The 24990-nt window shown below is 66.4% G+C and carries 25 protein-coding genes; 18 read left to right on the plus strand and 7 right to left on the minus strand.

What is annotated here, in order from left to right:
* Positions 1-144 precede the first annotated feature (144 nt).
* Entirely contained in the window at positions 145-1116 is a 972-nt protein-coding gene (locus tag CA833_RS17620) for a glutathione S-transferase family protein (protein ID WP_207078793.1), read from the plus strand.
* Here CA833_RS17620 and CA833_RS17625 read toward each other — a convergent pair whose 3' ends face one another.
* Positions 1117-1578 (minus strand): Lrp/AsnC family transcriptional regulator, encoded by a 462-nt coding sequence (locus CA833_RS17625; RefSeq protein ID WP_142632939.1) that lies wholly within the window; start codon positions 1576-1578, stop codon positions 1117-1119.
* A gap of 138 nt (positions 1579-1716) precedes the next feature.
* On the opposite strand from CA833_RS17625, the gene CA833_RS17630 reads away from it, so the two are divergent.
* Complete coding sequence (locus CA833_RS17630) at positions 1717-2460, plus strand: tryptophan 2,3-dioxygenase family protein (RefSeq protein ID WP_207078794.1); 744 nt, start codon at positions 1717-1719, stop codon at positions 2458-2460.
* A complete protein-coding gene (locus CA833_RS17635) occupies positions 2457-3584 on the plus strand; it encodes an aminotransferase class V-fold PLP-dependent enzyme (protein ID WP_207078795.1) in 1128 nt (375 codons plus the stop codon). The genes CA833_RS17630 and CA833_RS17635 overlap by 4 nt, the downstream gene beginning before the upstream one ends.
* A gap of 2 nt (positions 3585-3586) precedes the next feature.
* Here the strand turns inward: CA833_RS17635 and CA833_RS17640 are convergent, their stop codons facing one another.
* The 4 genes from CA833_RS17640 to CA833_RS17655 all read right to left on the minus strand — a co-directional run bounded on the left by CA833_RS17640 (position 3587) and on the right by CA833_RS17655 (position 7355).
* Positions 3587-4597, minus strand: coding sequence for an endonuclease/exonuclease/phosphatase family protein (locus CA833_RS17640; RefSeq protein ID WP_207078796.1), 1011 nt, complete (start codon positions 4595-4597; stop codon positions 3587-3589).
* Positions 4598-4870: 273 nt separating this feature from the next.
* Positions 4871-5716, minus strand: coding sequence for a hypothetical protein (locus CA833_RS17645; protein WP_242526177.1), 846 nt, complete (start codon positions 5714-5716; stop codon positions 4871-4873).
* A 443-nt stretch (positions 5717-6159) separates the two neighbouring features.
* Complete coding sequence (locus tag CA833_RS17650) at positions 6160-6471, minus strand: hypothetical protein (RefSeq protein WP_242526178.1); 312 nt, start codon at positions 6469-6471, stop codon at positions 6160-6162.
* 176 nt (positions 6472-6647) lie between these two features.
* Complete coding sequence (locus CA833_RS17655) at positions 6648-7355, minus strand: FadR/GntR family transcriptional regulator (protein ID WP_207078797.1); 708 nt, start codon at positions 7353-7355, stop codon at positions 6648-6650.
* Between the two features lie 157 nt (positions 7356-7512).
* On the opposite strand from CA833_RS17655, the gene CA833_RS17660 reads away from it, so the two are divergent.
* From CA833_RS17660 to CA833_RS17685, 6 genes are all read left to right on the plus strand, one after another.
* Positions 7513-8985 carry an aldehyde dehydrogenase gene (locus tag CA833_RS17660; RefSeq protein ID WP_207078798.1) on the plus strand — a complete coding sequence of 491 codons (1473 nt, stop codon included), beginning with the start codon at positions 7513-7515 and terminating at the stop codon, positions 8983-8985.
* 11 nt (positions 8986-8996) lie between these two features.
* Positions 8997-9779 carry a carboxymuconolactone decarboxylase family protein gene (locus CA833_RS17665; RefSeq protein WP_207078799.1) on the plus strand — a complete coding sequence of 261 codons (783 nt, stop codon included), beginning with the start codon at positions 8997-8999 and terminating at the stop codon, positions 9777-9779.
* A complete protein-coding gene (locus CA833_RS17670) occupies positions 9772-10578 on the plus strand; it encodes an NAD(P)-dependent oxidoreductase (RefSeq protein ID WP_207078800.1) in 807 nt (268 codons plus the stop codon). The genes CA833_RS17665 and CA833_RS17670 overlap by 8 nt, the downstream gene beginning before the upstream one ends.
* Entirely contained in the window at positions 10575-11357 is a 783-nt protein-coding gene (locus CA833_RS17675; RefSeq protein ID WP_207078801.1) for an SDR family NAD(P)-dependent oxidoreductase, read from the plus strand. The genes CA833_RS17670 and CA833_RS17675 overlap by 4 nt, the downstream gene beginning before the upstream one ends.
* 15 nt (positions 11358-11372) lie before the next feature.
* On the plus strand, positions 11373-12158 hold the full coding sequence (locus CA833_RS17680; RefSeq protein WP_207078802.1) for an SDR family oxidoreductase: 786 nt from the start codon (positions 11373-11375) through the stop codon (positions 12156-12158).
* A 131-nt stretch (positions 12159-12289) separates the two neighbouring features.
* A complete protein-coding gene (locus CA833_RS17685; protein ID WP_207078803.1) occupies positions 12290-13672 on the plus strand; it encodes an amino acid permease in 1383 nt (460 codons plus the stop codon).
* Positions 13673-13714: 42 nt separating this feature from the next.
* On the opposite strand, the gene CA833_RS17690 is transcribed toward CA833_RS17685, so the two are convergent.
* Both CA833_RS17690 and CA833_RS17695 read right to left on the minus strand, forming a co-directional pair.
* Positions 13715-14785 (minus strand): alpha-hydroxy acid oxidase, encoded by a 1071-nt coding sequence (locus CA833_RS17690; protein WP_242526179.1) that lies wholly within the window; start codon positions 14783-14785, stop codon positions 13715-13717.
* A 57-nt stretch (positions 14786-14842) separates the two neighbouring features.
* On the minus strand, positions 14843-15544 hold the full coding sequence (locus CA833_RS17695) for an energy transducer TonB (protein WP_242526401.1): 702 nt from the start codon (positions 15542-15544) through the stop codon (positions 14843-14845).
* Positions 15545-16034: 490 nt separating this feature from the next.
* Between CA833_RS17695 and CA833_RS17700 the strand changes: the two genes are divergently transcribed.
* From CA833_RS17700 to CA833_RS17740, 9 genes are all read left to right on the plus strand, one after another.
* Positions 16035-16679 carry a PepSY-associated TM helix domain-containing protein gene (locus CA833_RS17700; RefSeq protein ID WP_242526180.1) on the plus strand — a complete coding sequence of 215 codons (645 nt, stop codon included), beginning with the start codon at positions 16035-16037 and terminating at the stop codon, positions 16677-16679.
* A complete protein-coding gene (locus CA833_RS17705) occupies positions 16679-17644 on the plus strand; it encodes an FAD:protein FMN transferase (RefSeq protein ID WP_242526181.1) in 966 nt (321 codons plus the stop codon). The genes CA833_RS17700 and CA833_RS17705 overlap by 1 nt, the downstream gene beginning before the upstream one ends.
* Positions 17645-17842: 198 nt before the next feature.
* A complete protein-coding gene (locus CA833_RS17710) occupies positions 17843-18895 on the plus strand; it encodes a sulfate ABC transporter substrate-binding protein (RefSeq protein ID WP_207078804.1) in 1053 nt (350 codons plus the stop codon).
* 56 nt (positions 18896-18951) lie between these two features.
* The gene (gene cysT / locus CA833_RS17715; protein WP_207078805.1) at positions 18952-19803 is read left to right on the plus strand and encodes a sulfate ABC transporter permease subunit CysT; all 852 of its coding nucleotides are present in this window, start codon (positions 18952-18954) and stop codon (positions 19801-19803) included.
* Positions 19800-20639, plus strand: coding sequence for a sulfate ABC transporter permease subunit CysW (gene cysW, locus CA833_RS17720; protein ID WP_207078806.1), 840 nt, complete (start codon positions 19800-19802; stop codon positions 20637-20639). Before cysT ends, cysW begins: the two co-directional genes overlap by 4 nt.
* On the plus strand, positions 20636-21589 hold the full coding sequence (locus CA833_RS17725; protein ID WP_242526182.1) for a sulfate/molybdate ABC transporter ATP-binding protein: 954 nt from the start codon (positions 20636-20638) through the stop codon (positions 21587-21589). Before cysW ends, CA833_RS17725 begins: the two co-directional genes overlap by 4 nt.
* An 11-nt stretch (positions 21590-21600) precedes the next feature.
* Positions 21601-21774 (plus strand): YezD family protein, encoded by a 174-nt coding sequence (locus CA833_RS17730; RefSeq protein ID WP_207078808.1) that lies wholly within the window; start codon positions 21601-21603, stop codon positions 21772-21774.
* A 17-nt stretch (positions 21775-21791) separates the two neighbouring features.
* A complete protein-coding gene (locus tag CA833_RS17735; RefSeq protein ID WP_142632901.1) occupies positions 21792-22496 on the plus strand; it encodes a glutamine amidotransferase in 705 nt (234 codons plus the stop codon).
* Between the two features lie 153 nt (positions 22497-22649).
* Positions 22650-24869, plus strand: a complete 2220-nt coding sequence (locus CA833_RS17740; RefSeq protein WP_207078809.1) for a TonB-dependent receptor — start codon at positions 22650-22652, stop codon at positions 24867-24869.
* Positions 24870-24990: the final 121 nt, after the last annotated feature.

Genomic DNA, 24990 nt, shown 5'->3' on the forward strand with positions numbered 1-24990 from the left:
ACCTTTTCGTGTTCTTCGGGACGGGAGCGGGCCGGTGCCGCCAAAATCCGCCCACGGCGGATTTTCAAACAGACTCGTACCGGTTTACGAACAAGCCCTGATGCCCGATACTCACTGAATCCAATAGAGAATCGAGGCAGAACAATGGGTAAGCTGGTCGATGGCGTCTGGCACGACGTCTGGTACGACACGAAATCGACCGGCGGCCGGTTCGTGCGCAAGGATTCCGCGTTCCGCGACTGGGTAACCGCGGACGGCGCCCCGATCCACGAAGGCGGGCGCGGCTTCAAGGCCGAGGCGGGGCGCTATCACCTCTACGTCAGCCTCGCCTGCCCCTGGGCCCACCGCACGCTGATCGTCCGCGCGCTCAAGGGGCTGGAGGCGATGATCGACGTCTCGGTGGTCAACTGGCTGATGCTCGAACGCGGCTGGACGTTCGATCCCGCCCCCGGCGTCATTGCCGACAGCGTGAACCACGCGGCCAACCTCCACGAAGTCTACGTCAAGGCCGACCCGCACTATACCGGCCGGGTGACGGTGCCGATCCTGTGGGACAAGCAGACCGGGACCATCGTCAGCAACGAATCCGCCGAGATCATCCGCATGTTGGGCGCGGCCTTCGACGGCCTCGGCGCGCGGGCGGGAGACTTCTATCCCGAAGCCCTGCGCGCAGAGATCGATGCGGTGAACGCGCGGGTCTACGACACCGTCAACAACGGCGTCTACAAGGCCGGTTTCGCGACCTCGCAAGAGGCCTACGAGGAAGCCTTCGGCCAATTGTTCGAGAGCCTCGACTGGCTGGAGGACCGCCTGTCCCGCCAGCCCTGGCTGGTCGGCGATGCCATGACCGAGGCCGACATCCGCCTGTTCACCACGCTGATCCGCTTCGATGCGGTCTATGTCGGCCACTTCAAGTGCAACTTGCGCCGGATCGCGGACTATCCCGCGCTACAGGCCTATCTGCGCGCCATCTACCAGACGCCCGGCGTGGCGGGGACGGTCAACTTCCAGCACATCAAGGGCCACTATTACGAAAGCCACCGCAGCATCAATCCGACCGGGATTGTGCCGGCGGGACCGCAGCTCGATCTGGAGACGCCGCAAGGGCGCGGCTGATCAGCCCGCCGCGTCGGTCAGGTAGGCGCGCGGCTTCACGTCGCGCATCGCCAGTGTCGTGGTGAAGTGGCGCACGCCCGGCAGGCGGCGCAGGCGGTTGCGCAGCAGGTCGTCAAGCTCGGGAACCCCGGCGGTGGCGACCTGCAGGAGATAGTCGAAATCCCCCACCGTCGCGTGGCAGGCGAGCACTGCGGGTTCGTCCTGCACCGCCTGCTCGAACGCCTCGTGCCGGTCGAACGCGATCGAGACATGGACAAAGGCGCTGGTCGACAGGCCGATCCCGGCCGGATCGATCACCGCGCGGTACCCGGCAATGACACCGGCCTTTTCCATCGCCTGCACACGCTTCCATGTCGGCGTCTTGGACATGCCCGCCGCCTCGCCGAGGCTGGCGAACGAGAGCCGCGCGTCATGTTCGAGCGCGCGCAGCAGACGCATGTCGGCGGAATCGAGATCGGGCATGAAACGAATGTCCTACAGAATTTCCCCAAGTCTCTAATCTGTTCCCCGGATCCCCGCAATCACCGTCCAATCAAGACCAATGTTTCGAAGCATCGGTGCTATCGTCCTCCCGACAATCAGCCACCAAGGGGAGAGATCATGGATCGCGCCAAGGTATACGAACAGCTCGCCGCGCCTGCCGCGCTGGATTACGAAGTCTATCTCAGGACCGACCGCCTGCTCGCCTGCCAGAAGCCGTGGGACGCGCTGTGCAATGCCGACGAGCTCCAGTTCCAGATCGTCCACCAGGTCGAGGAACTGTGGATGAAGCTGATGGCGGCGACCGTGCTCGACATCGACGACTGCATCGCCGCGGGGCGCGCCCTCCAGGCCAATACCCTGCTCGGCCGCTGCCACCGGCTGATGCGCATGATGATTGCCCAGCTCGACCTGCTGGAAACGATGTCGCCGCGCGAATACCAGGAAATCCGCCTCCAGCTCGGCAACGGCAGCGGGCAGGAATCGCCCGGCTTCCGCATCCTGCTGCGCATCATTCCCGAGCTGTGGCACAGCTTCGACAAGGCCTATGTCTCGGGCGCCGGACGCACCGTGCGCGAGCTCTACGACCAGGGTTTTGCCCATGACGAGGCCTATGTCCTGGCCGAAGCGCTGATCGAACTCGACGAACTCTTCGGCAAGTTCCGCTGGCACCACATTTTCCTGATCCATCGGTCGATAGGCATGGGTTCTGCATCGCTTAAGGGTCGTTCTGTCGATCTCCTGCAGGCAGGCGCCAGGCACCGTTTCTTCCCCGCGCTGTGGGACGTTCGGGTGGAAATGACCGACGACTGGGGCCAGGACTACGGCCGCGTACGCGCCAGCATCGGCACCAAAGCCGCATGAGCGACCTGCGCGACCTGTTCCACGTTCCGGCCGAAAACGGCGCCTACCTGCTGGCCCACTCGGTCGGCTGCCAGCCCCGCGCCGCCGCCGCCGCGCTGGACACGGGCATGCTGGTGCCCTGGCGGCAGGCAGGCGGCGATGCCTGGCCGCTTTGGCTGGAGACGATCGACGGCTTCCGCGAGCAGGTCGCCGCCCTGCTCGGCGTCGAGCCGGCCAGCGTCGCCCCGCAGACCAGCGTTTCGGCCGCCCTGTTCACGCTGCTTTCGGGCCTCGACCTCGCGCCCGGCAAGAAGGTGGTACTGCTCAGCGAACAGGCGTTCCCGACGATCGGTTTCGTGCTGGCGCCACTGACGCGGCTCGGCATCACGCCCCGCTTCATTCCCGCCTGTGAAGACCCGTCCAATCCGGCGACATGGGAACGCTACTGCGACGGTGCGGTCGCCGCGGTGATCGCGATGCATGTCCATTCGAACACCGGCCTCGTCGCGCCGCTGGCCGAGATCGCGGCGCTGGCCCGCCGTCACGGCGCCGTCAGTATCGTCGATGCCGCCCAGTCCGCCGGAATCCTGCCGCTTTCGCCTGCCCACTGGGGCGTGGATGCCGTGATCGGATCCTGCGTGAAATGGCTCTGCGGCGGGCCCGGCGCAGGCTACCTCCATATCCGTGAAACCCTGATCCCGGCGCTGGCCCCGCTCGACGTCGGCTGGTTTTCGCACGAAAATCCCTTCGCTTTCGACATCCGCGACTTCCGCTATGCCCCCGACGCGCGCCGCTTCCAGGGCGGCACCCCCTCGGTCGCCCCCTTTGCATTGGCCGCCCAGGGCATTCGCACCGTTCGGTCGATCGGACAGGAGCAGATCCTCGCCAACAACCGCGCCTGCATCGCCGCTTTCGAGGACGAGTGCGGGCAATCGCTTGGCTGGTCGAACCGGGGCGGCACCCTCTGCCTTGCCTGCGACGATCCGCAGGCTCTCTCGGAAATCCTCAAGACCGCCGACTACGCGCACGATTTTCGCGGCAACGTGCTGCGCGCCTCGTTCCATGCCTGGAACACCGAGGCGCAAGCACGCGCGCTCGCCCGCTTCGTCAAGCAGGCGGGAGCGGCCATCACCCCCGCCCGCTGACGTCACGTCCTGTTCGTGGGCTGCAACGCATAGTGCACGGTGTAGCCGATGTGATCGGACAGCATCGTGCCGTCGGCCCGCGGACCGAACGGCACGTCCACCCGGGTCGGCACCAGCCGCGCGGCGCCGCCGTCAAACACGAACTGCAAGTCACGCGCCCGCTCGCGGATCCACTCGGCGCCGGAAAGCCGGGCCATGCCTTCAGGATCGGCGACAAAGCGGCGGCTCAGCGCATCGAGACGCTCGGCGCCGGGCACGCCATCGAGCGCGCCGTGCAGCATCGCGATACGGTCTGCCCGCTGGCCCTGGTTGAAGTCGCCCGCCAGCACCGTCGGCACCCCGTCGACCCGCAGCCGCGCCAGCATCGCCCCGAGGAATGCCGCCTGCCGCCCGAACGCGGCATCGCTGCGACCGTTCGAGGTGCCCGACGCCTTGCGGCAATTGAGATGGGTCGTCGCCACCCGCACGGTGCGACCGCGCGGCAGAGCAAGATCGGCGATCAGCACCCCCTTGGCGGCCAGGCAATCGTAGCCGGCACAATCCTCTGCGGGGAACGCGGCGCGCTCGACCTTGCGGACCGGCAGGTCGGACAGCAGCACCAACCCGCTGTCGACTTGCGCCGGCGCTCCCTCGCCCAGATGCCATTCGCGCCAGAGCGAGCGTGCCAGTGACGGCCCTTGGCGCGACTGCGGCCCCTCGATGACGTAAGGATAGCCTGCCAGCCGGCCGATCGCCTTGGCCTCGGGAATGAAGGCTTCCTGAAGGACCACGACATGCGGCTGAAGGCCCTCCCGGCGCAGCCCCGCCAATCGCTCTGCAATCGCTGCCAGCGCCGCCGGCCGCCCACTGGCGAGCGGCCAGGGCAGGCCCTTCACGTTGTAGGTCATGACCGAAAGATCACCCGGCCGCACTGCCGCCGGCGAGACGGGTACCGCCGAATGCGGCGCAGTCACCGCCGTGGCAGGCTGACCGTCGAACAGCCCCGCAAACAGGCCCGCCAGCATCAGGGCCATGCAGCCCGCCCCCGCCATGCGTACACGCCGCCGCTCATGCGGCCTGCCCCTGATTGGTGCGCCCGCTGCTTCCGATCCATCCGTCATTGTCGCTCCCTTTCGGGTTTCCGCCCGCCCGCACGCCCAGGCAACCGGTCTGACACGGCGACGATGAAGCCGCGTCAGTTCGGTTTCAGCCCTTGCGGCATGGCCACGCAATCCAAGACGCCGCCCGTAGCGCCAATCCGGAGCCCCGGCTGGCGAGATGGCGATCTTTAACGATCCAAGCCGATTCTATCTTGGCGACACCACTGCCACGCCGGAATTCCCGCCGGGCATGACGACCGGCATCCTGCTGGCTACCACTTGCGAGGTCTTGCGCTCGATCGACCAGAGCACGCGGTCTGGCCCCTTGGCGCCCTGCTCCCAGCCCACCGCCTGGCCGTCAGTCGGCAGGGCGATGGTGGCCACATGCTCCAGCACGCTGCCCTTCGCGGGAAGCCGCATCGCATAGGCCTCGGGCCGATCATGCCCGGTCACGTAGAGCAACCCGTCCTGCCCCCACGAACCGCCGGAGGAACTGCGCGGCGCAAAGCGTTCCAGCACGCTCTGCGGGAAGGTCCATGCCCCGGTTTCGGCGAGCCTGTCGTCGAGCCGGACCAGCGTGGTGAAGCGATGATCCCGCCCCGGCTCGCCGCCCTTGGCGTCGTAATTCGCGTAACAGGCATACCAGGCGCCGTCGTGGCGGCTCAGCCAGGTGAGCGAGCCGTGACCATGGCCGAGCGACTGGCTGCGCAGGACCTTCAGCGTCTTCGCATCGAACCACAGCACTTCGCTGCGCATCGGCACTTGCGGATAGTTGGATGCCGCACAGACCAGTTCGCGGCCGTCGACTTCGCAGGAATTGATGTGCGGATAGCGGACCGGATCGCCCGACCAGGCGGCCACCCGCTTGCCGCTGCGCGCATCGTAGCGACCGATCTCATGATTGCCGATGGCATAGACCCGGCCGCGGCTGGCAGTCGCCCCTTGCCGCGCCTCCTCGGCCGGCAGGCGGCGCAGTTCGGTGGCGGCAAGCGCAGAGGGCTCGCTTGCGGCGGGGGCGGAGAGCGCAGCGGCCAGCAGAAGCAGCGGCGCCATCAGTAACGGGCCTGCAGGCCGCCGAAGATCGTGCGGCCGTAGCAGTCGTTCGGAACACTCCAATCGCGCATGGCGCCAGAATAAAGTCTCACCGGCTCGTCGGTCAAGTTTCGTCCCTCCAGGAACAGGTTGAGACGCGGCAGGATCTGCGCGCTGCCGCCAATGGCGAAACGCCGTAGGCGGCGTGGATGACGGAATGATCACCGTTTGATTATGGTTTGGCGACACTGTTGCATCGCGGCGCAACCGGGCCCTCAACCGAGGCCAGCGGTCTGCCGGAGTGTCTTGCAAACGGGTGCGATCGGGTGCGATCGCCTGCAGGCATCCTCTCACCTTCCCGCCAGGAAGATGACACCTCTGCGTGCTGTCCCTGAACCTTCAGGCACCGTCTCGCGCGGCGCTTTCCTATGTCTTGGGCCGAGGATCCTGCCCGGCCGAACCCATCAGCGGTTTATCACTGCGCTGATGCGATGGGAAAACGGATGACCCGGCGTTGCCCCACGCGAAATGTGCGTGAACAGGCCCGGGTCGAGCAAGGACAGCCGCGCTTCGAGCAGCGGGACATCCTCCCCCTTGCGAACATCGATGTGGACATGCAGCTTGCCGTTGAAATCAAGACTGATCGCCGCAGCCTCGGGGAATTCCTCCCGAAGCATCCGCAGGATGTCATCAAGTTGTTCGGTCAAGCTTTTTGCGTCCGATTGTGCCGCAATCGCGCCACCATCAATGGAATAGATGCGTGCATCTTTCGACATAAGGCAGGAAACCCCTGTTAAGTTGCACGCACGATCTTAACTGATTCCCCTTAGGGAAGAATGCTATATTTTGAGATGGCGCAAAGAATTTTTCCCCAATTGGATGTAGGATCTAGCGCCGGACCGATTTGACCACGCCCTCCTTCGGAGCAGTCTTTTCACCTCCCGGATTCGAATCACCCGATTCGCGTCGGCCTCGTCCCGCCCATCACCACCGCCCGGTTCTGCCGATTGGCCTCGAAGCGAGCGAGATCGGCATCGCCCGCCAGGATAGCGGCGATGATCCGCAAGCGTCCCTCGCGCCAGGTCTCCACCCCGATGCCGGAAACCCCGACGACCGCGCCGTCGCGGCGCGCGGCATGATTCAGGGTGACCCGCGTCAGCATCTCGAACAGCGGACGGCGCACCATCTGGAACAGCAGTTCCTGAAAGGCTTCCTCGAACTGCCCGAACTCGGCCATCGTGGAATAGTGGGCCGCCTCGTCCCCCATGGCGCGGAGCCGCCCTCGCAGGGTCGGATCGCTGCATCGCGCCGCCGCCGTCGCCAGTTCGGTGAACAGCAGCGACGTCATGTCGAGCGCTTCCGCATAGCCCGCCGGATTCATCCGCATGTAGGACGAAAGCGCGCGTTCCAGCGCCGCCGCATCGGGCCGTGCACCGTAGTAGCCCCCGCCGGGACCGCGCCGCACTTCCAGCAGGCCTTCATGCTCCAGCACCCGCGCAGCCTGCTGGAGCGTGACGATGCCCACCGCAAGATCCCGCGCCAGTTCATGCAACCCGCCCAGCAAGACCCCCGGCGCCTCGGCAAAGATCCGTTCGCGCAAGGTCTCGGTAGTGCGGGCGACCAGATTGGTGCCCTTTTTTCGCCCCGGTGTGCGCACCATTCATCACTCCGATAGTAAGCACATTATTGCAAAATTTTCGGCATTTTCACGACGTTTTCGGCAAATTCAAGTCAATTGACCGCGTATATTTGCCTCCATACTCTCCATCCACCACCGAGCGGCAGCAAGCGCCCCACTGGAGAGGATTGAAACGAGGATGGGCTTCCAACATCCTGACATCTCGGCATTTCCCGAGATTTCACTGGTCATTGGCGAGGAACGCGCGCGTGCCGGCAGCGGTGCCGACTGGGCGCACGTCTACCCCGGCACCGGCCGCGTCACCCGCGAGATCCGTCTCGCCAGCCCCGCCGACGTCGACCGCGCCGTTGCCGCCGCCAAGGCCGCGCAGCCCGCATGGCGCGCGCTTGCGGGCGACAAGCGGCGCGACCTGATGTTCCGCCTTGCCGCCGTGATCGAGGGCAAGGCCGCGGAAATGAGCCCGCTGCTCACCGCCGAAAACGGCTCGATCCTGATCGCGGGCGGCCACATGAGCCAGGATGCCGCGCAGAAGTTCCGCTATTACGGCGGCATGGCCGACAAGGTCGACGGCCGCACCGTCTCCACCTGGGGCGGCCCCGCGCTCGATTACGTGATGTACGAGCCTTACGGCACCGTCGGTATCATCGTGCCCTGGAACGGCCCGCTGTTCGCCGCCACCATGGTCATGGCCCCGGCGCTGGCGGCAGGCAACTGCGTGGTACTCAAGGCGCCCGAACTCGCCCCCTGGTCGCTGATGAAGCTGATGGAAGCGGTCCACGAGGCCGGTTTCCCGGCAGGCGTGGTCAACCTCGTCACCGGCGGGCCGGACGTCGGCGCGGCGATGGTCAGCCATCCCGGCATCGACAAGATCGAATTCATCGGCAGCGGCGCCACCGCAAGGAAGATCCTCGCCAGCGCATCCGAAAGCCTGAAGCCCGTGGGCCTCGAACTCGGCGGCAAGTCGGCGGTCATGGTCTTTGCCGACGCCAACCTGCAGGCCGCCGCCAGGCGCGGCCTCTCGGGCGCGGTCAGCGCCAACGGACAGGGCTGCGTCAACGGCACGCGCCTGCTGGTCGAGCGCGGGGTCTACGAAGCCTACCTGCAGATACTGAAAGCCATGGCCGCGCACGTGAAGGTCGGCGATCCCTTTGCGATGGACACCTTCATGGGGCCCGTCATTTCGCAAACCGCGCTCGAACGCATCGACGGCATGGTGCAGCGCGGCGTTGCCGCCGGCGCCGAAGCGCTCTGCGGCGGCGGGCGAATGGAAGGCGATCACGCCGAGGGCTATTTCTACCCTATCACCGTTCTCGCCGGCGTCGCCCCGAGCAGCGAGATCGCCCGGAACGAGGTGTTCGGCCCGGTCCTTGTCGTCACCCCGTTCGACGGCGAGGACGAGGCCATCCAGCTTGCCAACGACAGCGACTACGGCCTCGGCGCCTATGTCCACACCACCGATCTTGCCCGCGGCCACCGCGTCGCCGGGCAGATGATGGCAGGGCAAGTGCAGGTCAACGGTTCCGGCGAGGCGATGACCCCCTGTGTGCCCTTCGGCGGCATGAAACACTCCGGACACGGCCGCCTCGGCGGGATCGAGGGCCTGCGCGAGTTCCAGCAGGTGCGCAACGTCTGGGTCAACCTTCAGGACTGAGGAGAGAGGACATGACGCTTCTCGACCCAGCTGAGCGCAGCGCGCGCGGCCTTGCCACCGCGGCCGAGGCGACCGGCCGCGCGGCCGATGCCCCGACCACGCTGCTTGAGGAATCGTGGCGTGACTTCGTCTTTGCCGAAGTCTGGACACGCCCTGGCCTGCCCCGCCGCGCGCGCTTTCTCGTCGCCATGGCAAGCGCGGCGATCTGCGGCCTCGAGGACCGCGAGCTAGACGATTTCGTGCGCGGCGCGCTGACCTCGAACGAACTGACACTGGCCGAACTGCGCGAGGCAGCGCTGCACCTGGCGGTCTATTCGGGCTGGGGCAACGGCGGACGGCTAGACCGTTCGGTGAGCCGCGTGGCTGCCGAACTCGGCCTTCCTCCTGCCGCAGTGCCGCCAATCCGCGCCGAGCCCTGGGACCCGGATCTGCGCATCCAGCAGGGCCATGACGAATTCGCCAAGGTCATGACGTTCCCGCCCGGCCCACCGGCCACGCCTTATCTGCTGGGCATCAACAACTTCGTGTTCGGCGAGATGTGGCGCCGCCGCGGCCTCGACGAGCCCTCGCGCCGCTGGATCACGCTGGTGGGGGTCTGCGAATCCGGGGCCGACATCCCGATCAAGAGCCACATCCACGCCGCCATGGCGAGCGGCAACTGCAAGCCCGACGAAATGCTCGAATTCTGCCTGCAATACGGCACGCATGCGGGCTGGCCCAAGGCCTCGCGCATGCAGATGGTCGTCCTCGAAATGATCCGGAAAGTACAGGAAGGGCTCCCCTGGCATGGTTAGGACAGGTTTCATCGGCCTTGGCTCGCAAGGCGCGCCGATGGCCGAACGCATGCTCTCGGCAGGCTTTCCGCTCACCGTCTGGGCCAGGCGGCCCGAGGCGGTGGACGATCTCGTTGCCAAGGGCGCCGTGCGCGCCGGCAGCCTTGCCGAACTCGGCGCCGCTTGCGACCTTGTGGGACTTTGCGTCGTCGATGATGCCGGGGTCGAGACCGTCGCGGCCCAGCTGATCCCGGCCATGGCGCCTGGCAGCGTGCTGGTGATCCATTCGACGGTGCTGCCGCAGACCTGCGAACGCCTCGCCGAGACGGCGGCGGCGCGCGGCGTCCTGCTGCTCGACGCGCCCGTCAGCGGCGGCGGCGCGGGCGCGGCGGCAGGCACGCTCACCGTCATGTGCGGCGGCAGTGCCGAGGCCTACGACAAGGCCCTGCCCGCGCTTGAGAGTTTTGCCGGCAAGATCGTGCTGCTGGGGCCGGTCGGCGCCGGACAGCGCGCCAAGATCGTCAACAACGCGCTGATGGCGGCGAACATGGGCCTTGCCCACGCCGCGCTGTCACTCGGCGAGGAACTCGGCATCGAGCGGGGAGCGCTGGCCGATCTGGTCAGGCATTCCAGCGGCCGCAGCTTTGGCTTCGAAGTCTACGCCCGCCTGCCCGCACCCACGGCCTTCGCCCACGGCGGCAAGCTGCTGCGCAAGGACGTGGACCTGCTTGGCGCCATAACCTCTACCGGCAATGCACTGGCGCAGGCCGCCGATCCCTTCCTTCACGCGGCCCTCAACGAGACGGAACCGACGACATGAGCGTGATCTTCAAGAACCTCGCCATGGCCGGAAGGGTCGCGATCGTCACCGGCGCGGCTTCCGGCCTCGGCCGGATGACCGCGCTCAAGCTCGCCGAAGCGGGCGCCGACCTCTGGCTGGTCGACATCAACGAGGCCGGTCTTGCCGAGACCATCGCCCTGCTCGCCCCGAGCGGCCGCGCGGCGGGCAGCGAGGTTGCCGATCTTTCCAGCCCGGAGGCCTGCCACGCGGTCGTTGCCCACGCGCTCCAAAAGTTCGGCCGTCTCGATGCGCTGTGCAACGTCGCGGGGCTGATCTACCTCGCCAACACCCCGCAGATGCCGCAGGTGCAGTACGAGCGCACCATCGATGTCAATCTCAACGCGCCATTCTTCCTTTCGCAGGCGGCGATCCCGCACCTGCTCGCAAGCGATGCCGAGGGTGGCGGCGCCATCGTCAACGTCACCTCCTGCGCCTCCTACATCGGCGAGGCCTATGCCGCCGCCTACTGCGCCAGCAAGTGGGGTCTGCTGGGGATGACCAAGGCCATGGCCATGGAATTCCAGAAGCAGCCCATCCGCATCAACGCCGTCGCCCCCGGCGGCATGATTACCAACATCATCAGCAACTTCGCCCCGCCAGAGAACTGCGACTTCGAACTGCTCAAGCGCTTCTCCGGCATGCGCGGCCAGGTCGAGGTGGAGGACGTGGCCGACACCATCGTCCTGCTCGCCTCGCCCGCCGGACGCGGCTTCCACGGCGCCTGCATCACGCTCGACGCCGGCATCACCGCCGGCTGAAAAGGATTTCACGAAATGACCTTTACACTCGATCAGTTCCGCCTCGACGACAAGGTCGCGGTCGTCACCGGTGCCGGTGGACGCGGCAACTCCATCGGCCGGGCCTATGCGCTGGGCCTCGCCGGTGCCGGCGCCTCGCTCGTCGTCGCCGACCTCAACGAAGACGGCGCCAGGGCCGTGGCAGAGGAAATCGTCGCGGCCGGAGGGAAGGCGATCGGCGTGCGCGTCGACGTTGCCGACGAGGCCTCCACGCTGGCCATGGCCGCGGCGGCGACAGCGGCGTTCGGCGGCGTCGACATTCTCGTCAACAACGCCGCGCTGATGGTCGATGTCTCCTACGACAACTGCGAGACCGTCAGCCTCGACGCCTGGAACAAGGCCTTTGCGGTGAACCTCAACGGCGCGCTGCTCTGCGCCCGGGCGGTGATCCCGTCCATGCGTGAACGCGGCGGCGGGCGGATCATCAACCAGACGTCGGGCGGCGCCTTCCCGGCAACCGGCCTCTACGGCATCACCAAGCTCGCGCTCGTCGGCCTGACCACCACGCTCGCCAAGCAATTCGGCAAGGCCGGGATCACCTGCAACGCCATCGCCCCGGGCAATGTCACCTCGGACGCGGGCAAGATGCTTGTCCCCGACGATTCGCCGTTCATCAAGTTCCTCGAGATGACCTGCGCCATGCGCCCGCGCGGCACCCCCGACGAACTGGTCGGCACTGCCCTGCTGCTGTGCTCACCGGCGGGCCAGTGGATCACCGGGCAGACCATCCACGTCGACGGCGGCTGGGTGCTGCGGCCATAAGACTCGAAATCCGCGCAATAAATACGATCCTGCGCGCAACAATTTGCACGAGGGACGCAATCATATCTTGCGTTCCTCGGCAAATCCTGCTGCCTGCCGCCGGTCAAAAATCACGGTGAGAGGCAAGAGCGATGAACTTCATGACCCGGCGCAAGCCGCTCGTTCCGGGCGGGCATCATGCCAGCGGACTGAAAAAGTCGCTCGGCTGGCCGCATCTGATGGCACTGGGCGTCGGCGCCATCATCGGCACCGGCATCTACACGCTGACCGGCGTGGCGGCGGGTCTTGCCGGTCCCGCGGTGGTACTCTCCTTCGCGATTGCCGGTGCGGTCTGCGCCTGCGCGGCGCTGTGCTACGCCGAAATGGCCAGCCTCACGCCGCAGGCAGGCAGCGCCTACACCTATTCCTACGTCGCGGTCGGCGAAGCGCTCGCCTGGGTGATCGGCTGGAGCCTGATCCTGGAATATACGCTGGTCTGCTCGGCGGTTTCGGTCGGCTGGTCGGGTTATGCCTCCGGCCTTATCCGCCAGGCAGGATGGGGCGTGCCGGACACGCTGCTGGCAGGCGGCGTGATCGACGTTCCCGCGATCTTCATCGCCCTGGCCGTCACCGGCGTGCTCCTGGCCGGCACGCGCGAGAGCGCAACGCTCAACTTCATCCTCGTCATCGTTAAGATGGTCGCGCTGGCCGCCTTTGTGGCGCTCGCCCTGCCCTCGTTCGACCTTGCCCACTTCCAGCCCTTCGCCCCGTTCGGCTATGGCGCCGCCGATATCGACGGCAAGAAGTTCGGCGTGATGGGCGCGGCCGCGATCATCTTCTTCGCGTTCTACGGCTTCGACGCGATCTCTACCGCGGCCGAGGAAGCCAAGAACCCCAAGCGGGACCTCACCATCGGCATCGTCGGTTCGATGGTGATCTGCACGCTGGTCTACGTCGGCGTCGCCGCGGCAGCCCTTGGCGCCGTGCCGTTCACGCTGTTTGCGCCGAGCCCCGAACCGCTGGCCTATGTGCTCAAGAGCCTGAACCACCCCGCCGCCGCCGCACTGATCGGCATGGCTGCGGTCATCGCCATGCCCACCGTCATCATGGTCTTCATGTTCGGCCAGAGCCGCGTATTCTTCGCCATGGCCCGCGACGGACTGCTGCCGCGGCGCCTCTCCACGGTGAACAAGCGCGGCGTTCCGGTCACCGTCACCGTGCTGACCGGCCTGGTCGCGGCGGTGATTTCCGGCCTGATGCCGCTCGACGAGATCGCCTCGCTGGCCAACGCGGGCACGCTGGCGGCCTTCATCGCCACTGCCATCGCAGTGATGGTGCTGCGTCGCCGCTCGCCCGAACTGGAGCGGCCTTTCGTGACCCCGCTGGTGTGGCTGGTCGGCCCCGCCACGATCCTGGGCTGCGCCTACCTCTTCACCAGCCTGCAACTGCGCACGATCGAGTTCTTCGTGGTGTGGAACGTGATCGGATTCGTGCTTTACGCGGTTGCCGGAACCCTGCGCGGAAAGGCCGCCTGAAACGCCATGCCGACCGGCAGCGGGCACGTCGCCCGCTGCCGGTCAGGCCAGCAAGCCCGCGCCAATCTGCGAGAGTTCCCGGCATCCGGCCTGCGCCATCGCCAGTTCCAATTCCGCGCGTAGCATATGCAGCATGTGCGCAACCCCCGGCATCCCCGCCACCGCCAGCGCATGAAGCTGGGGACGCCCGATCAGCACCGCGCTCGCACCGAGCGCCAGTGCCTTGAGGACGTCCGTCCCCTTCCGGACCCCGCCGTCGAGCAGGAGCGGCACCTTTCCTTCGACCGCCACCGCCATCGCGGGCAAGGCCGCCATCGGCGTGATCAGCCCGTCGAGCACGCGCCCGCCGTGGTTGGAGACGACGATCCCGTCCATCCCCTGCAGCACCGCCTCTCGCGCATCCTCGGGCGACAGCAGCCCCTTGATGACGATCGGCAACTGCGTCTGCCCCCGCAGCCAGGCAATATCGTCCCAGGTCGGCGCGGCATCGGCCAGCGGCGTGCCGAACACGATCTGCCCGCCCGCCGCCTGCGCGCACTGGATCGTGCGCGGGAAGGCGGCAAGGTTCGCCGCCGACACCCCGGCCGGAAGCGCGAATTCGGAGCGCTTGATCGCGGCATCGACCGTGACCATCAGGACCTGATAACCCGCCGCCTCGGCACGGCGCACCAGTTCGAGGCTGTGCGCCCGGTCAGGCTGGAAATAGAGCTGGAACCAGAGCGGTGACAGGTCGCGCGCCAGTTCGTGCGCAGCGCCGCGCGCGGCCTCGGCGATCTCCTCCAGCGTGATGCTGGCAAGAGTGCTGACCACCATCGTCGTATCAAGCGCGGTCGCGGCCTGGATCGAAGCCAGTTCGCCGTCCGGATGGGCAAGGCGGTGATAGGCTACCGGCGCCAGCAGGATCGGCGCGGCATGGCGACGGCCCAACAGCTCCAGCGCCGTCGTGCCGCCGGTCAGATCCCGCAGCATGCGCGGCACGAAACGCAAGGCATCGAACTGCGCGTGGTTGTCGGCCAGCGTCAGTCCGGCGTCGGCGCCCGACTGGACATGCTCCCAGGCATCGGGGGCAAAATGATCCCTGGCTCGCCGCTCGTAATCGGCAAGCGAGCGCAAGTCCGCGGGGATCGCGGTGAGCGGCGGCAGGTGGGTCAGGTCCGGCTCCCGGCGCTGTCAGGTCTGGAGGACGAAGGGAATCTCGACCAGTCCGCGCACCATCACCGGCGCGCCGTCCCGCCGCGTGGGCGACCAGCGCCAGCGACGCACGGCCGAAAGTGCCGCATGGTCGAGACGCTCGAACCCGCTGCTCTTCGAGATCGAGATATCCGAAACCGTTCCGTCGAGCCCCAGCATGACGGCCAGCACCACCGTGCCCTGCTCGCGCTTGCGGCGCGAATCGAGCGGATAGCGCGGCGGCGTGGCCGAGATCATCTTCGAGGAAAGATCGCCGGCATTCTCCACACGGGGCGCCGGTGCCGGAGCCGCAGGCGCCGCGTTGGTCGACGTTACCGGGGCCGAAGCCACGGCCGACACGGCAGGGGCGGGAACCGGCACCGGCGAGGTGGCGACAGGCGGCGGATTGTCGACCAGCACGATCGGCGGCGGCGGCGCCACGATCGGCGAGGCTGGCGGCGGCACCACCGGCACCGGCTTCACCTCCTGCCGCGGGGGCGGCGGGGGCGGCGGCGACTCGAGATTGGCGACGACGATGCGCTGGTGCGGCTGCTTCTGGAAGCTCACGACATTCATCGAGATGATCGTTGCCATGAGCCCGGCGACGACGGCAACCGAAGCCCCGATCGCGGTGAAATTCGGCCTGCTGTTTTCACCATAGCGACCTGCCGACTGCCAGGAACCCGCGGAAACCTGCGGCATCGCGATCACCAAACCGCGCTCCTCCGTTGTTGTGCCCGGCCCATGATCGGGCACGGAAACAACGGGATCGGAGCGCATGAGCAGGCCCGATTGCGGAATTGAAGCCAATCCAGTCAACTTGGGTAATCCCCATTGGGACGGCGGCCCCGCCCCGGCTATTGCGAGGCATTCTCATAGCTGTAACAAGTCGGCGCGTCGAGATGCTTTCCTTGGCCCCTCCGTGCAAATCGCTGCAGCGCGCCGTACAGTCATGCAACTTGCCGCCACAGGCCCCAGGCACCGGGCACCGGGCACGGCCGTGACGATTGCCGCCGCCCTCCATCCGGGGCACCCTGGCGCCCACGGGCCAATGCGGCAACGATGCTTCCATCGCCGCCCCATCTTCGCCAAAACGCATTAATGCTCTGGCGCAATCGCCGGCTTGTGTTAAGGGCGATCCTGCTAATGCCTCGCAACAGCTTGCACTTTCACTCTCCTGCCGGACTTTTTCGTGAACCCTTCCGAGACCAAGACCCTGCCCCGCAAGAAGTCGCGCAAGTGGCGTAACTGGTGGGTCAAGCAGTTGCACTCCTGGCACTGGATCAGCGCGGCGATCTCGCTGGCGGTGATGCTGTTCTTTGCCGTCACCGGCATCACCCTCAACCACGCCGCCTCGATTCCGGCTGAGCCCATCGTCACCGAGCGCAGTGCCCGGCTCGAACCCTCCGTGCTGCGCGCACTGACCGCAAAGTCGGACGACGCGCCGCTCCCCGCCCCGGTGGCCGAAGCGGTGCGCAATGCAGTCGGCCTCGATGCCGCCGGCAAGCCCGGCGAATGGTCCGATGCGGAAGTCTACGTCGCCCTGCCCCGCCCCGGCGGCGACGCCTGGGTCAGCATCGACCGCGCGACCGGCAAAGTGAGTGCCGAAGTGACCGACCGAGGCTGGATCTCCTACCTCAACGACCTGCACAAGGGCCGCAATTCCGGTTCGGCATGGTTCTGGTTCATCGACCTGTTCGCCGTCGCCTGCCTGCTGTTCACGATCACCGGCCTGTTCCTGCTGCAGGTCCATGCCCGCCACCGCCGCTCGACATGGCCGATCGTCATCGCCGGCATCGCGCTGCCGGTCGTGCTCGCGATGATCTTTGTCCACTGATGCGGATCGCACTGCCTGCGCATATCGATGCCCATGCCTTTGCCGAATGCGACCCCGCGATTCCGCTAGGCCGGCTCGACGGCCGTACCATGGGCACCACGTGGAGCCTGCGCTTCGCCTCTCCGCACGGCACCGACGATGCGGCGATCCGCGCAGCTGTCGAGAGACGCCTTGAGCGCATCCTCGCCGAGATGAGCCACTGGGAAGCGGAATCGCTGCTCTGTCGGTTCAACCGCGCGGAGGCGGCAAGCTGGACCCTGCTGCCCCCCGATTTTGCAGCGGTGATCGAGACCGCCCTCACCGTGGCCGAGGCCAGTGGCGGTGCTTTTGACCCCGCCATCGGCCATCTGGTCGACCTCTGGGGCTATGGACCACCCGGCCCCTGCCCCGCGCCTGATGCAGATAGGCTCGCCGCAGCCCGCGCAGTATCCGGCTGGTCGCGCCTCGCCTGGGACGCGGCGAACCGCCGCTTGCGCCAGCCGGGCGGCCTCGCGCTCGACTTCTCGGGCATTGCCAAGGGCTATGCGGTCGACGCCGTGGCCGACCTTCTGCGCGAAATGGGCCTGCGCCACGTCCTTGTCGAGATCGGCGGTGAACTCGTCGGCCGCGGCGTGCGCCCTGACGGCGAACCCTGGTGGGTCGACCTCGAAACGCCGCCCGGCAACGCCTGCGCCCGGCCGCTGCGCCTCGCACTCCACGGCATCGCCGTCGCCACCTCGGGCACCTATCGCCGCGGCGAACACACGATCGATCCGCGCAGCGGCAGGCCGACCGAAAACGGCCTCGTGTCAGTCAGCGTCGTGGCCGCCAGTGCCATGCTGGCCGACGCCTGGGCCTCGGCGCTGACGGTACTGGGCCCGGTCGCCGGACCGCGCCTTGCCGCCGAGCGCGGACTGGCCGCCCGTTTCGTGACGGCGCAGACCGAAACGCTGTCCCCGGCGCTTCATGCCATGCTGGCAGACTAACCCTTTCCCGAACGGTCTTGTCGCACGCCGCGCCCGTATCGGCGCGCCGTCATGACGCTTCTGCCTCGCTCGAGGAACTCCTACGCCGGACAGCGGATTGCCCCTGCACAAAGCGCAGCTTGTCAGGCTGCAACAAGAACTCTAATGTCAACCAAATGACTTGAGTTTAGGTCGGCGACATTCACGGGAGACTCGAAGATGAATGACGGGAACTATCGCCCCCACTATGCCCGCCGCCTGTTCCTTGCAGCGGTTGCAGGGGCCGCACTGACCGCCTCGCTGGCGGGCTGTTCGGGCGCTGGCAAGTCCGGCAACAGCGTCGAGATCACCAATGTCTCCTACGATCCCACGCGCGAACTCTATCAGGCGATCAATCCTGCCTTCGCCACGTACTGGAAAAAGAAGACCGGGCAGGACGTCACCTTCCGCATGAGCCACGGCGGCTCAGGCAAGCAGAGCCGCGCGATCATCGACGGGCTTGAGGCCGACGTCGCCACACTGGCGCTCGCCTATGACATCGACGTGATTTCGAGCAAGGCCAAGCTGCTCCCGGCAGACTGGCAGAAGGCGCTGCCCGACAACAGCTCGCCCTACACCTCGACGATCGTGTTCCTCGTGCGCAAGGGCAATCCCAAAGGCATTCATGACTGGGGCGATCTGGTGAAGCCGGGCGTCGAAGTCATCACTCCCAACCCCAAGACCAGCGGCGGCGCGCGCTGGAACTTCCTCGCCGCCTGGGCCTATGGCCGCAAGGCGGGCGGCGGTTCGGAAGCGGCCGGCGAGGCTTACGTGAAGCAGCTCTTCACCCATGTCCCGGTGCTCGACAGCGGCGCCCGCGGCGCGACGACGACCTTCGTCGAACGCGGGATCGGCGACGTGTTGCTGGCCTGGGAAAACGAGGCGCTGCTGGCCGAGAAGAAGCTGGGTGCAGGCAAGTTCGAAATCGTCAATCCGTCGATCTCGATCCTCGCCGAGCCGCCGGTCGCGGTGGTGGCCGCCAATGCCAAGCGTCACGGAACCGAAGAGGTTTCAAAGGCTTACCTTGAATATCTCTACTCGCCCGAGGCGCAGGTCGCCATCGCCCGCAACTTCTACCGGCCGAGCGATCCCAAGATCGCCGCGCAATTCGCCAGCCAGTTCCCCAAGATCGACCTGGTGACCATCGACAAGGACTTCGGCGGATGGACCAAGGCCCAGAAAGCGTACTTCGACGACGGGGGCGCCTTCGACCGGATCTACACCAAGAAGTAAACCGGCGGCGCCGGGCTCCCGCACCGGCGCGCCCCCAATCGAGCAGGCCACTGCAGATGACTTCAATCGCTTCGCGCAAGTACCGATGGCGCACGCCATCGGTACTGCCCGGCTTCGGGCTGACTTTCGGGTTCAGCATCGCCTGGCTCTCGCTGATCGTGCTGATCCCGCTTTCGACGCTGTTCCTGAAATCGGCGGGCATGGGCTGGCACGCCTTCCTCGAAGTCGGCTTCTCCCCCCGCGCGCTGGCCGCCTACCGGCTGAGCTTCGGCACCGCCGCCACCGCCGCGCTGGTCAATGCCGTGTTCGGCCTGCTCGTCGCCTGGGTGCTGGTGCGTTACCGGTTTCCCGGCAAGGGCGTGGTCGGCGCACTGGTGGACCTGCCCTTCGCGCTGCCCACCGCAGTTGCCGGCATCGCGCTCACCGCGCTTTACGCACCGAGCGGCTGGGTCGGACAATATCTCGATCCGCTGGGCATCAAGGTGGCCTTCACCGCCACCGGCATCACCGTGGCGCTGGTCTTCATCGGCCTGCCCTTCGTGGTCCGTTCGGTCGAACCGGTGCTGGCGGACCTCGGCAAGGACGTCGAGGAAGCCTCGGCAACGCTCGGCGCCAACCGCTTCCAGACCTTCTTCCGGGTGATCTTCCCGGCGATCATGCCTGCCCTGTTCACAGGCGCCGCCATGGCCTTTGCCCGCGGCGTGGGTGAATATGGCTCGGTCATCTTCATCTCGGGCAACATGCCCGGCAAGACCGAGATCGCCCCGCTGCTGATCGTCACCCAGCTTGAACAATACGCCTATGACGGCGCCACCGCGATCGCCATGGTGATGATGCTGATTTCCTTTGCCGTGCTGTTCGCGCTCAATGCCTTGCAGTCGGCCCGGCGCAGGAGGCTCGGCGCATGACACAGCGCTCCGTCGGAACCGAAAGCCGCGCCACGCAGATCGTGCTGATCCTGCTGGCACTGGCATTCCTTGCCTTCTTCCTGCTGCTGCCGCTCATCGCCGTGTTCAGCGAGGCGCTGAAGCAGGGCATCGCGCCCTTCCTCGACGCCGTCTCCAACCCCGACGCACTGGCGGCGATCCGGCTGACCCTGTTCATCGCCGCCATCAGCGTGCCGCTCAACCTGGTCTTCGGCATCACCGCAAGCTGGGCGATCACCAAGTTCAGCTTCCCCGGCAAGAACCTGCTGCTGACACTGATCGACCTGCCGCTTTCGGTCTCGCCGGTGGTCTCGGGCCTGATCTTCGTGCTGCTGTTCGGCGCGCAGGGCCTGCTGGGGCCGTGGCTGGCGGAACACGGCCTCAAGATCATCTTCGCGGTGCCCGGCATCGTGCTGGCGACCGTGTTCATCACTTTCCCCTTTGTCGCCCGCGAACTGATCCCGCTGATGATGGAACAGGGCAAGGATGACGAGGAAGCCGCCGTCTCGCTCGGCGCCAGTGGCTGGCAGACCTTCTGGCACGTCACCCTGCCCAACATCCGCTGGGGCCTGCTCTACGGCGTGCTCCTGTGCAACGCGCGCGCCATGGGCGAATTCGGCGCGGTCTCGGTCGTCTCCGGGCATATCCGGGGCGAGACCAACACGATGCCGCTCCATGTCGAGATTCTCTACAACGAATACGATTTTGTCGGAGCTTTCGCGGTCGCCTCGCTCTTGGCCGCGCTCGCCCTCGTCACGCTCGTCCTCAAGACCGTGCTGGAATGGCGCTTCGATCTCCACTCGGGAGCAAGACATTGATCCGCGTTGAAAACATCACCAAGCGCTTTGGCGACTACGCCGCGCTCCACGGCATCGACCTCGAGATCCAGCCCGGCGAGTTCATCGCCCTGCTCGGCCCCTCGGGCTCGGGCAAGACCACGCTGCTGCGCATCATCGCGGGCCTCGAATTCCAGGATGAGGGCCATGTCTTCTTCGACGGCGAGGACGTCTCCGACATCCCGGTCGGCAAGCGCAACGTCGGCTTCGTGTTCCAGCAATATGCGCTCTTCAAACACATGACCGTGGCCGACAACGTCGCCTTCGGCCTCAATGTGCGCAAGGGCAGGCACCGCCCGTCGAAGTCCGAGATCAAGGCCCGCGCCGAGGAATTGCTGCGCATCGTCCAGCTCGAAGGGCTCGGTGGACGCTATCCCGGACAGCTTTCGGGCGGCCAGCGCCAGCGCGTGGCACTGGCCCGCGCACTCGCCATCGAACCGAGCCTGCTATTGCTCGATGAACCCTTCGGTGCCCTCGACGCCAAGGTCCGCAAGGATCTGCGCCGCTGGCTGCGCGATCTCCACAAGCAGATGGGCCTGACCTCGATCTTTGTCACCCACGACCAGGAAGAGGCGCTCGAACTCGCCGACCGGGTGGTGGTGATGGACCACGGCCGGATCGACCAGATCGGCACGCCGGAGGAAGTCTACATGAAGCCGGCAACCGCTTTCGTCTCGCATTTCGTAGGCGAAACCAACCGCTTTCCCGATGGCCGCCATGTGCGCCCACACGATCTCGATATCGTCACCGAAGGGGGAGAGGCGATCGCGGTCGACAACGTGTTCCGCAAGGGCGCGGTGTGGCGCGTGGAAGGGCGCCTCGCCGGCAATGACACGATCGTCGAACTCGACCTTTCGAGCGATCGCCAGCCTCCCGCCATCGGCGAAACGGTATTTATCGCCGCTCGCCGTTCGCTCACTTTCGCAAGCTGAGGAGCTTTCCGATGACCAGCAGTCCCCCTCCCGAACCGACCTCCGCCGCCCAGCGCCAGTTGGAGGACAACATCGCCACCGTGCGTGACGCGCTCGAGAACCTGCGATACGGCAATATCGCGCTGACCGTGCACGACGGCCGCGTGGTGCAGATCGACGTCACCGAGAAGAAACGCTTCCAGTAGGCCCCAGCCCTTTCCCCATGCCGCAAAAGAACGCCCTGATCATCCGCCATGTGCCGCACGAAGGTGTGGCCGGGTTTCGCCAGCCGATCGAGGATCACGGCTACCTGGTCGATCGCATCGATGTGACCGACCCGGCCTTTGCCTCGCTCGATCTGGCCGAGCCCGACCTGCTGATCATGATGGGCGGGCCCATGGGGGTCTACGAGCAGGAGGCGCATCCCTGGATTGCCTGCCAGATGCGCCGCCTTGCCCGCCGCCTCGAAGCGGACCGGCCGACGCTCGGCGTCTGCTTCGGCGCGCAGATGATCGCCGCGGCCATGGGTGCGGACGTCTATCCGGGCCCTTCCAAGGAAGTGGGCTTCCACCCCGTCCGCGTGCATGACCATATCGTGGACAGCCCGCTACGCCATATCGCCGGGGTCCCGGTGCTGCACTGGCACGGCGATACCTTCACCCTGCCGGGCAATGTCGAGTTGTTGGCATCCAGCCATGTCTACGACCATCAGGCCTTCCGGCGCGGCAGCAATATCCTCGCACTCCAGTTCCACGCCGAGATGGGCATGGACCCGCGCTTCGACGCCTGGATGGAGCAATGGCCCGAAGCCGTCGTCGAGGCGGGCGGCAGCGAAACCGCGCTGCGCGCCGCCCATGCCGAACACGGTCCCGTTGCCGTCGCTGCCGGACGGGCGATGATCGGCGAGTGGCTGAAAGGCCTGCGCTAACCCCGCACTTCCCGCGCGCTCCCCACACTCCTCCCCCCAACACCGCCATGACGATATGGCGGCAAGGGAACTTCGTTCTCAAGCATTTGGGTGCGATTGTCGCGGTCCGGCCCGAACCGAGAAGGCCGGTCAGGACGATCGAGGGAGGACTACATGTCGACTGTCATGCTGCGCTGCGCAGCATCAATGGGCGTGCTTGCCAGCACGCTGCTGACCAACCCGGCTCTGGCGCAGGATACGGCGAAGGCGCCCGCAGCCGCCGAACAATCACCGGTCGGCGAGATCGTCGTCACCGCGCAGCGCCGTTCCGAACGCTCGCTCGACGTGCCGATCACCATCACCACGCTGAGTGACAAGACGCTCGACGATGCCGGTGTGCGCCAGTTGTCCGACATGGCCAAGGTCGTGCCGGCGCTGCGCTTCGACAAGTCCGGCGTCTACACCCAGCCGACCATTCGCGGTGTCGGCACCGCCATCGCCACTTCGGGCGGCGGCCCCAACGTCGCCACGTATGTCGACGGCTTCTTCCTGCCAAGCGCCGCCGCCACCGACTTCCAGCTGCTCAAGGTACAGTCCGTACAGGTCCTCAAGGGGCCGCAAGGCACGCTGTTCGGGCGCAACACCACCGGCGGCGCGATCCTCGTCACCACGGCCGATCCCAGCGAGACGCCGGGCGGCGAGATGCGCGTTTCCTATGGCCGCTTCGACACCGTGGAAGCACAGGCCTATGCCACCGGCGCGCTCGCCAAGGGCGTCGCGCTCGACGTCGAGGGCCTCTACCGGCGCGGCGACGGCTTCCAGACCAACATCGTCGACGGCAACGACCAGATCGGCAAGTATAACCGCTGGTCGGTCCGCACCGGCCTGAAAGTAGAAATCTCGCCCGACGTCAGCGCAGTGCTGCGCTATACCCATTCGCAGAGCGACGATCCCTCCGCGCTGATGCACAATGCCTTCGTCGATGGCGACGGCACCCGCTGGGTCTATCAATACACGCCGACCGGCTATTACGCGACCAAGCCAAACGAAGTGGCGCTTCAGCCGGGCGACGGCATCGGCGCAAAAACCAACACCGATGTGGTCCAGGGCACGATCAAGGCCGACCTCGGATTCGCCAACCTCACCTCCTACACGCAGCTGCGCAACGAGCGGGTGAACAGCGTGCAGGATCTTGACGCTACCGCACTGCCGATCTTCACCATCGGCATCGGCTCCAACAGCAAGACCTTCACGCAGGAACTGCTGCTCAACTCCAAGGCCGGCTCGCGCCTGCAATGGACCACCGGCGTCTACTACTTCCGCAACCGCGATTCCTGGCCGACCGAGGCGAAGCTGGGCACCGCTCCCTTCGTCAAGAACGGCGAATCCGGCACGCTCTCGCAGGCGATCGCCGTATTCGGCGACGCGACCTACGAGATCACCCCGCAGCTCTTCGTCACCGCCGGCGCGCGCTATAGCCACGACTGGGTCGATCAGGCCTTCTTCGAACGCGCATTGACCGCCTCGGTCTACGAGGATGCGAACGGCAATGCCGTGCCCTTCCCCGCCGATGTGCCGCTCTACACCAGGTTCTACGTACCCAAGCTCACCAACGACCGGGTCACCCCGCGCTTCGTGATCCGCTTCAAGCCGGACGATTCCTCCAGCCTCTATGCCTCGTTCACCCAGGGCTACAAGGCGGGGCTGCTCAATGTCGGCGGCTATTCCTACCGGCAGGTGAAGCCGGAGACGATCAATGCCTATGAGCTGGGCTACAAGTACGCCCGGAACAGCATCACCGCCGAACTCTCGGGCTTCTATTACGACTACAAGAACCTGCAGGTCTCCAGCTTCCAGGCCGGGACCGCACGGATCACCAATGCCGCCAGTTCCGAGATCTACGGCATCGAAGGCCAGGTCAGCGCCCGCGTGACTTCGGATTTCACCGTCTCGGCCGGTGCGGCATGGACCCATGCGCGCTACAAGTCGTTCCCCAACGCGCCCTACTACCAGTTCGGCGATAGCGGCTTCCTGTTCGAGACCACCACCAACGCCAGCGGCTTCAAGATGCAGCGCACGCCGGAATTCACCGGCAACATCGCCGCCTCCTACGGCATCGACCTGGCGGAAGGCCGGCTCAACCTGTCGAGCAATCTCTACTACACGTCCTCGTTCTATTTCGGCATCGCCGAACAGTTCAGGCAGAAGGGCTATGCCCTGCTGGGCCTGCGCGCGGAATGGACCGACGCCAGCGAGAAATACTCGGTCGCCGTGTTCGGCGAGAACGTGACCGACCATCGCTACCGTTCAGCGGTCAACTACGCATCGCTCGGCATCGGCAGCGTCTGGGCAGCGCCCGCCACCTACGGCGTGACGCTCGGCGTCAAGTACTGAGACTGGCACGATAAGGCACGAGAGGGCGTACCATCCGCAGCGCCCCCTCGTGCCGATCAACACCTGACGTGCTGGACAGCTTGGAACAAGCCTGCCGCAGCCGCCCCTCCGTGCCGCACGG

Origin of the sequence: Novosphingobium sp. KA1 (assembly GCF_017309955.1) — a bacterium.
Taxonomy (GTDB): Bacteria; Pseudomonadota; Alphaproteobacteria; order Sphingomonadales; family Sphingomonadaceae; genus Novosphingobium.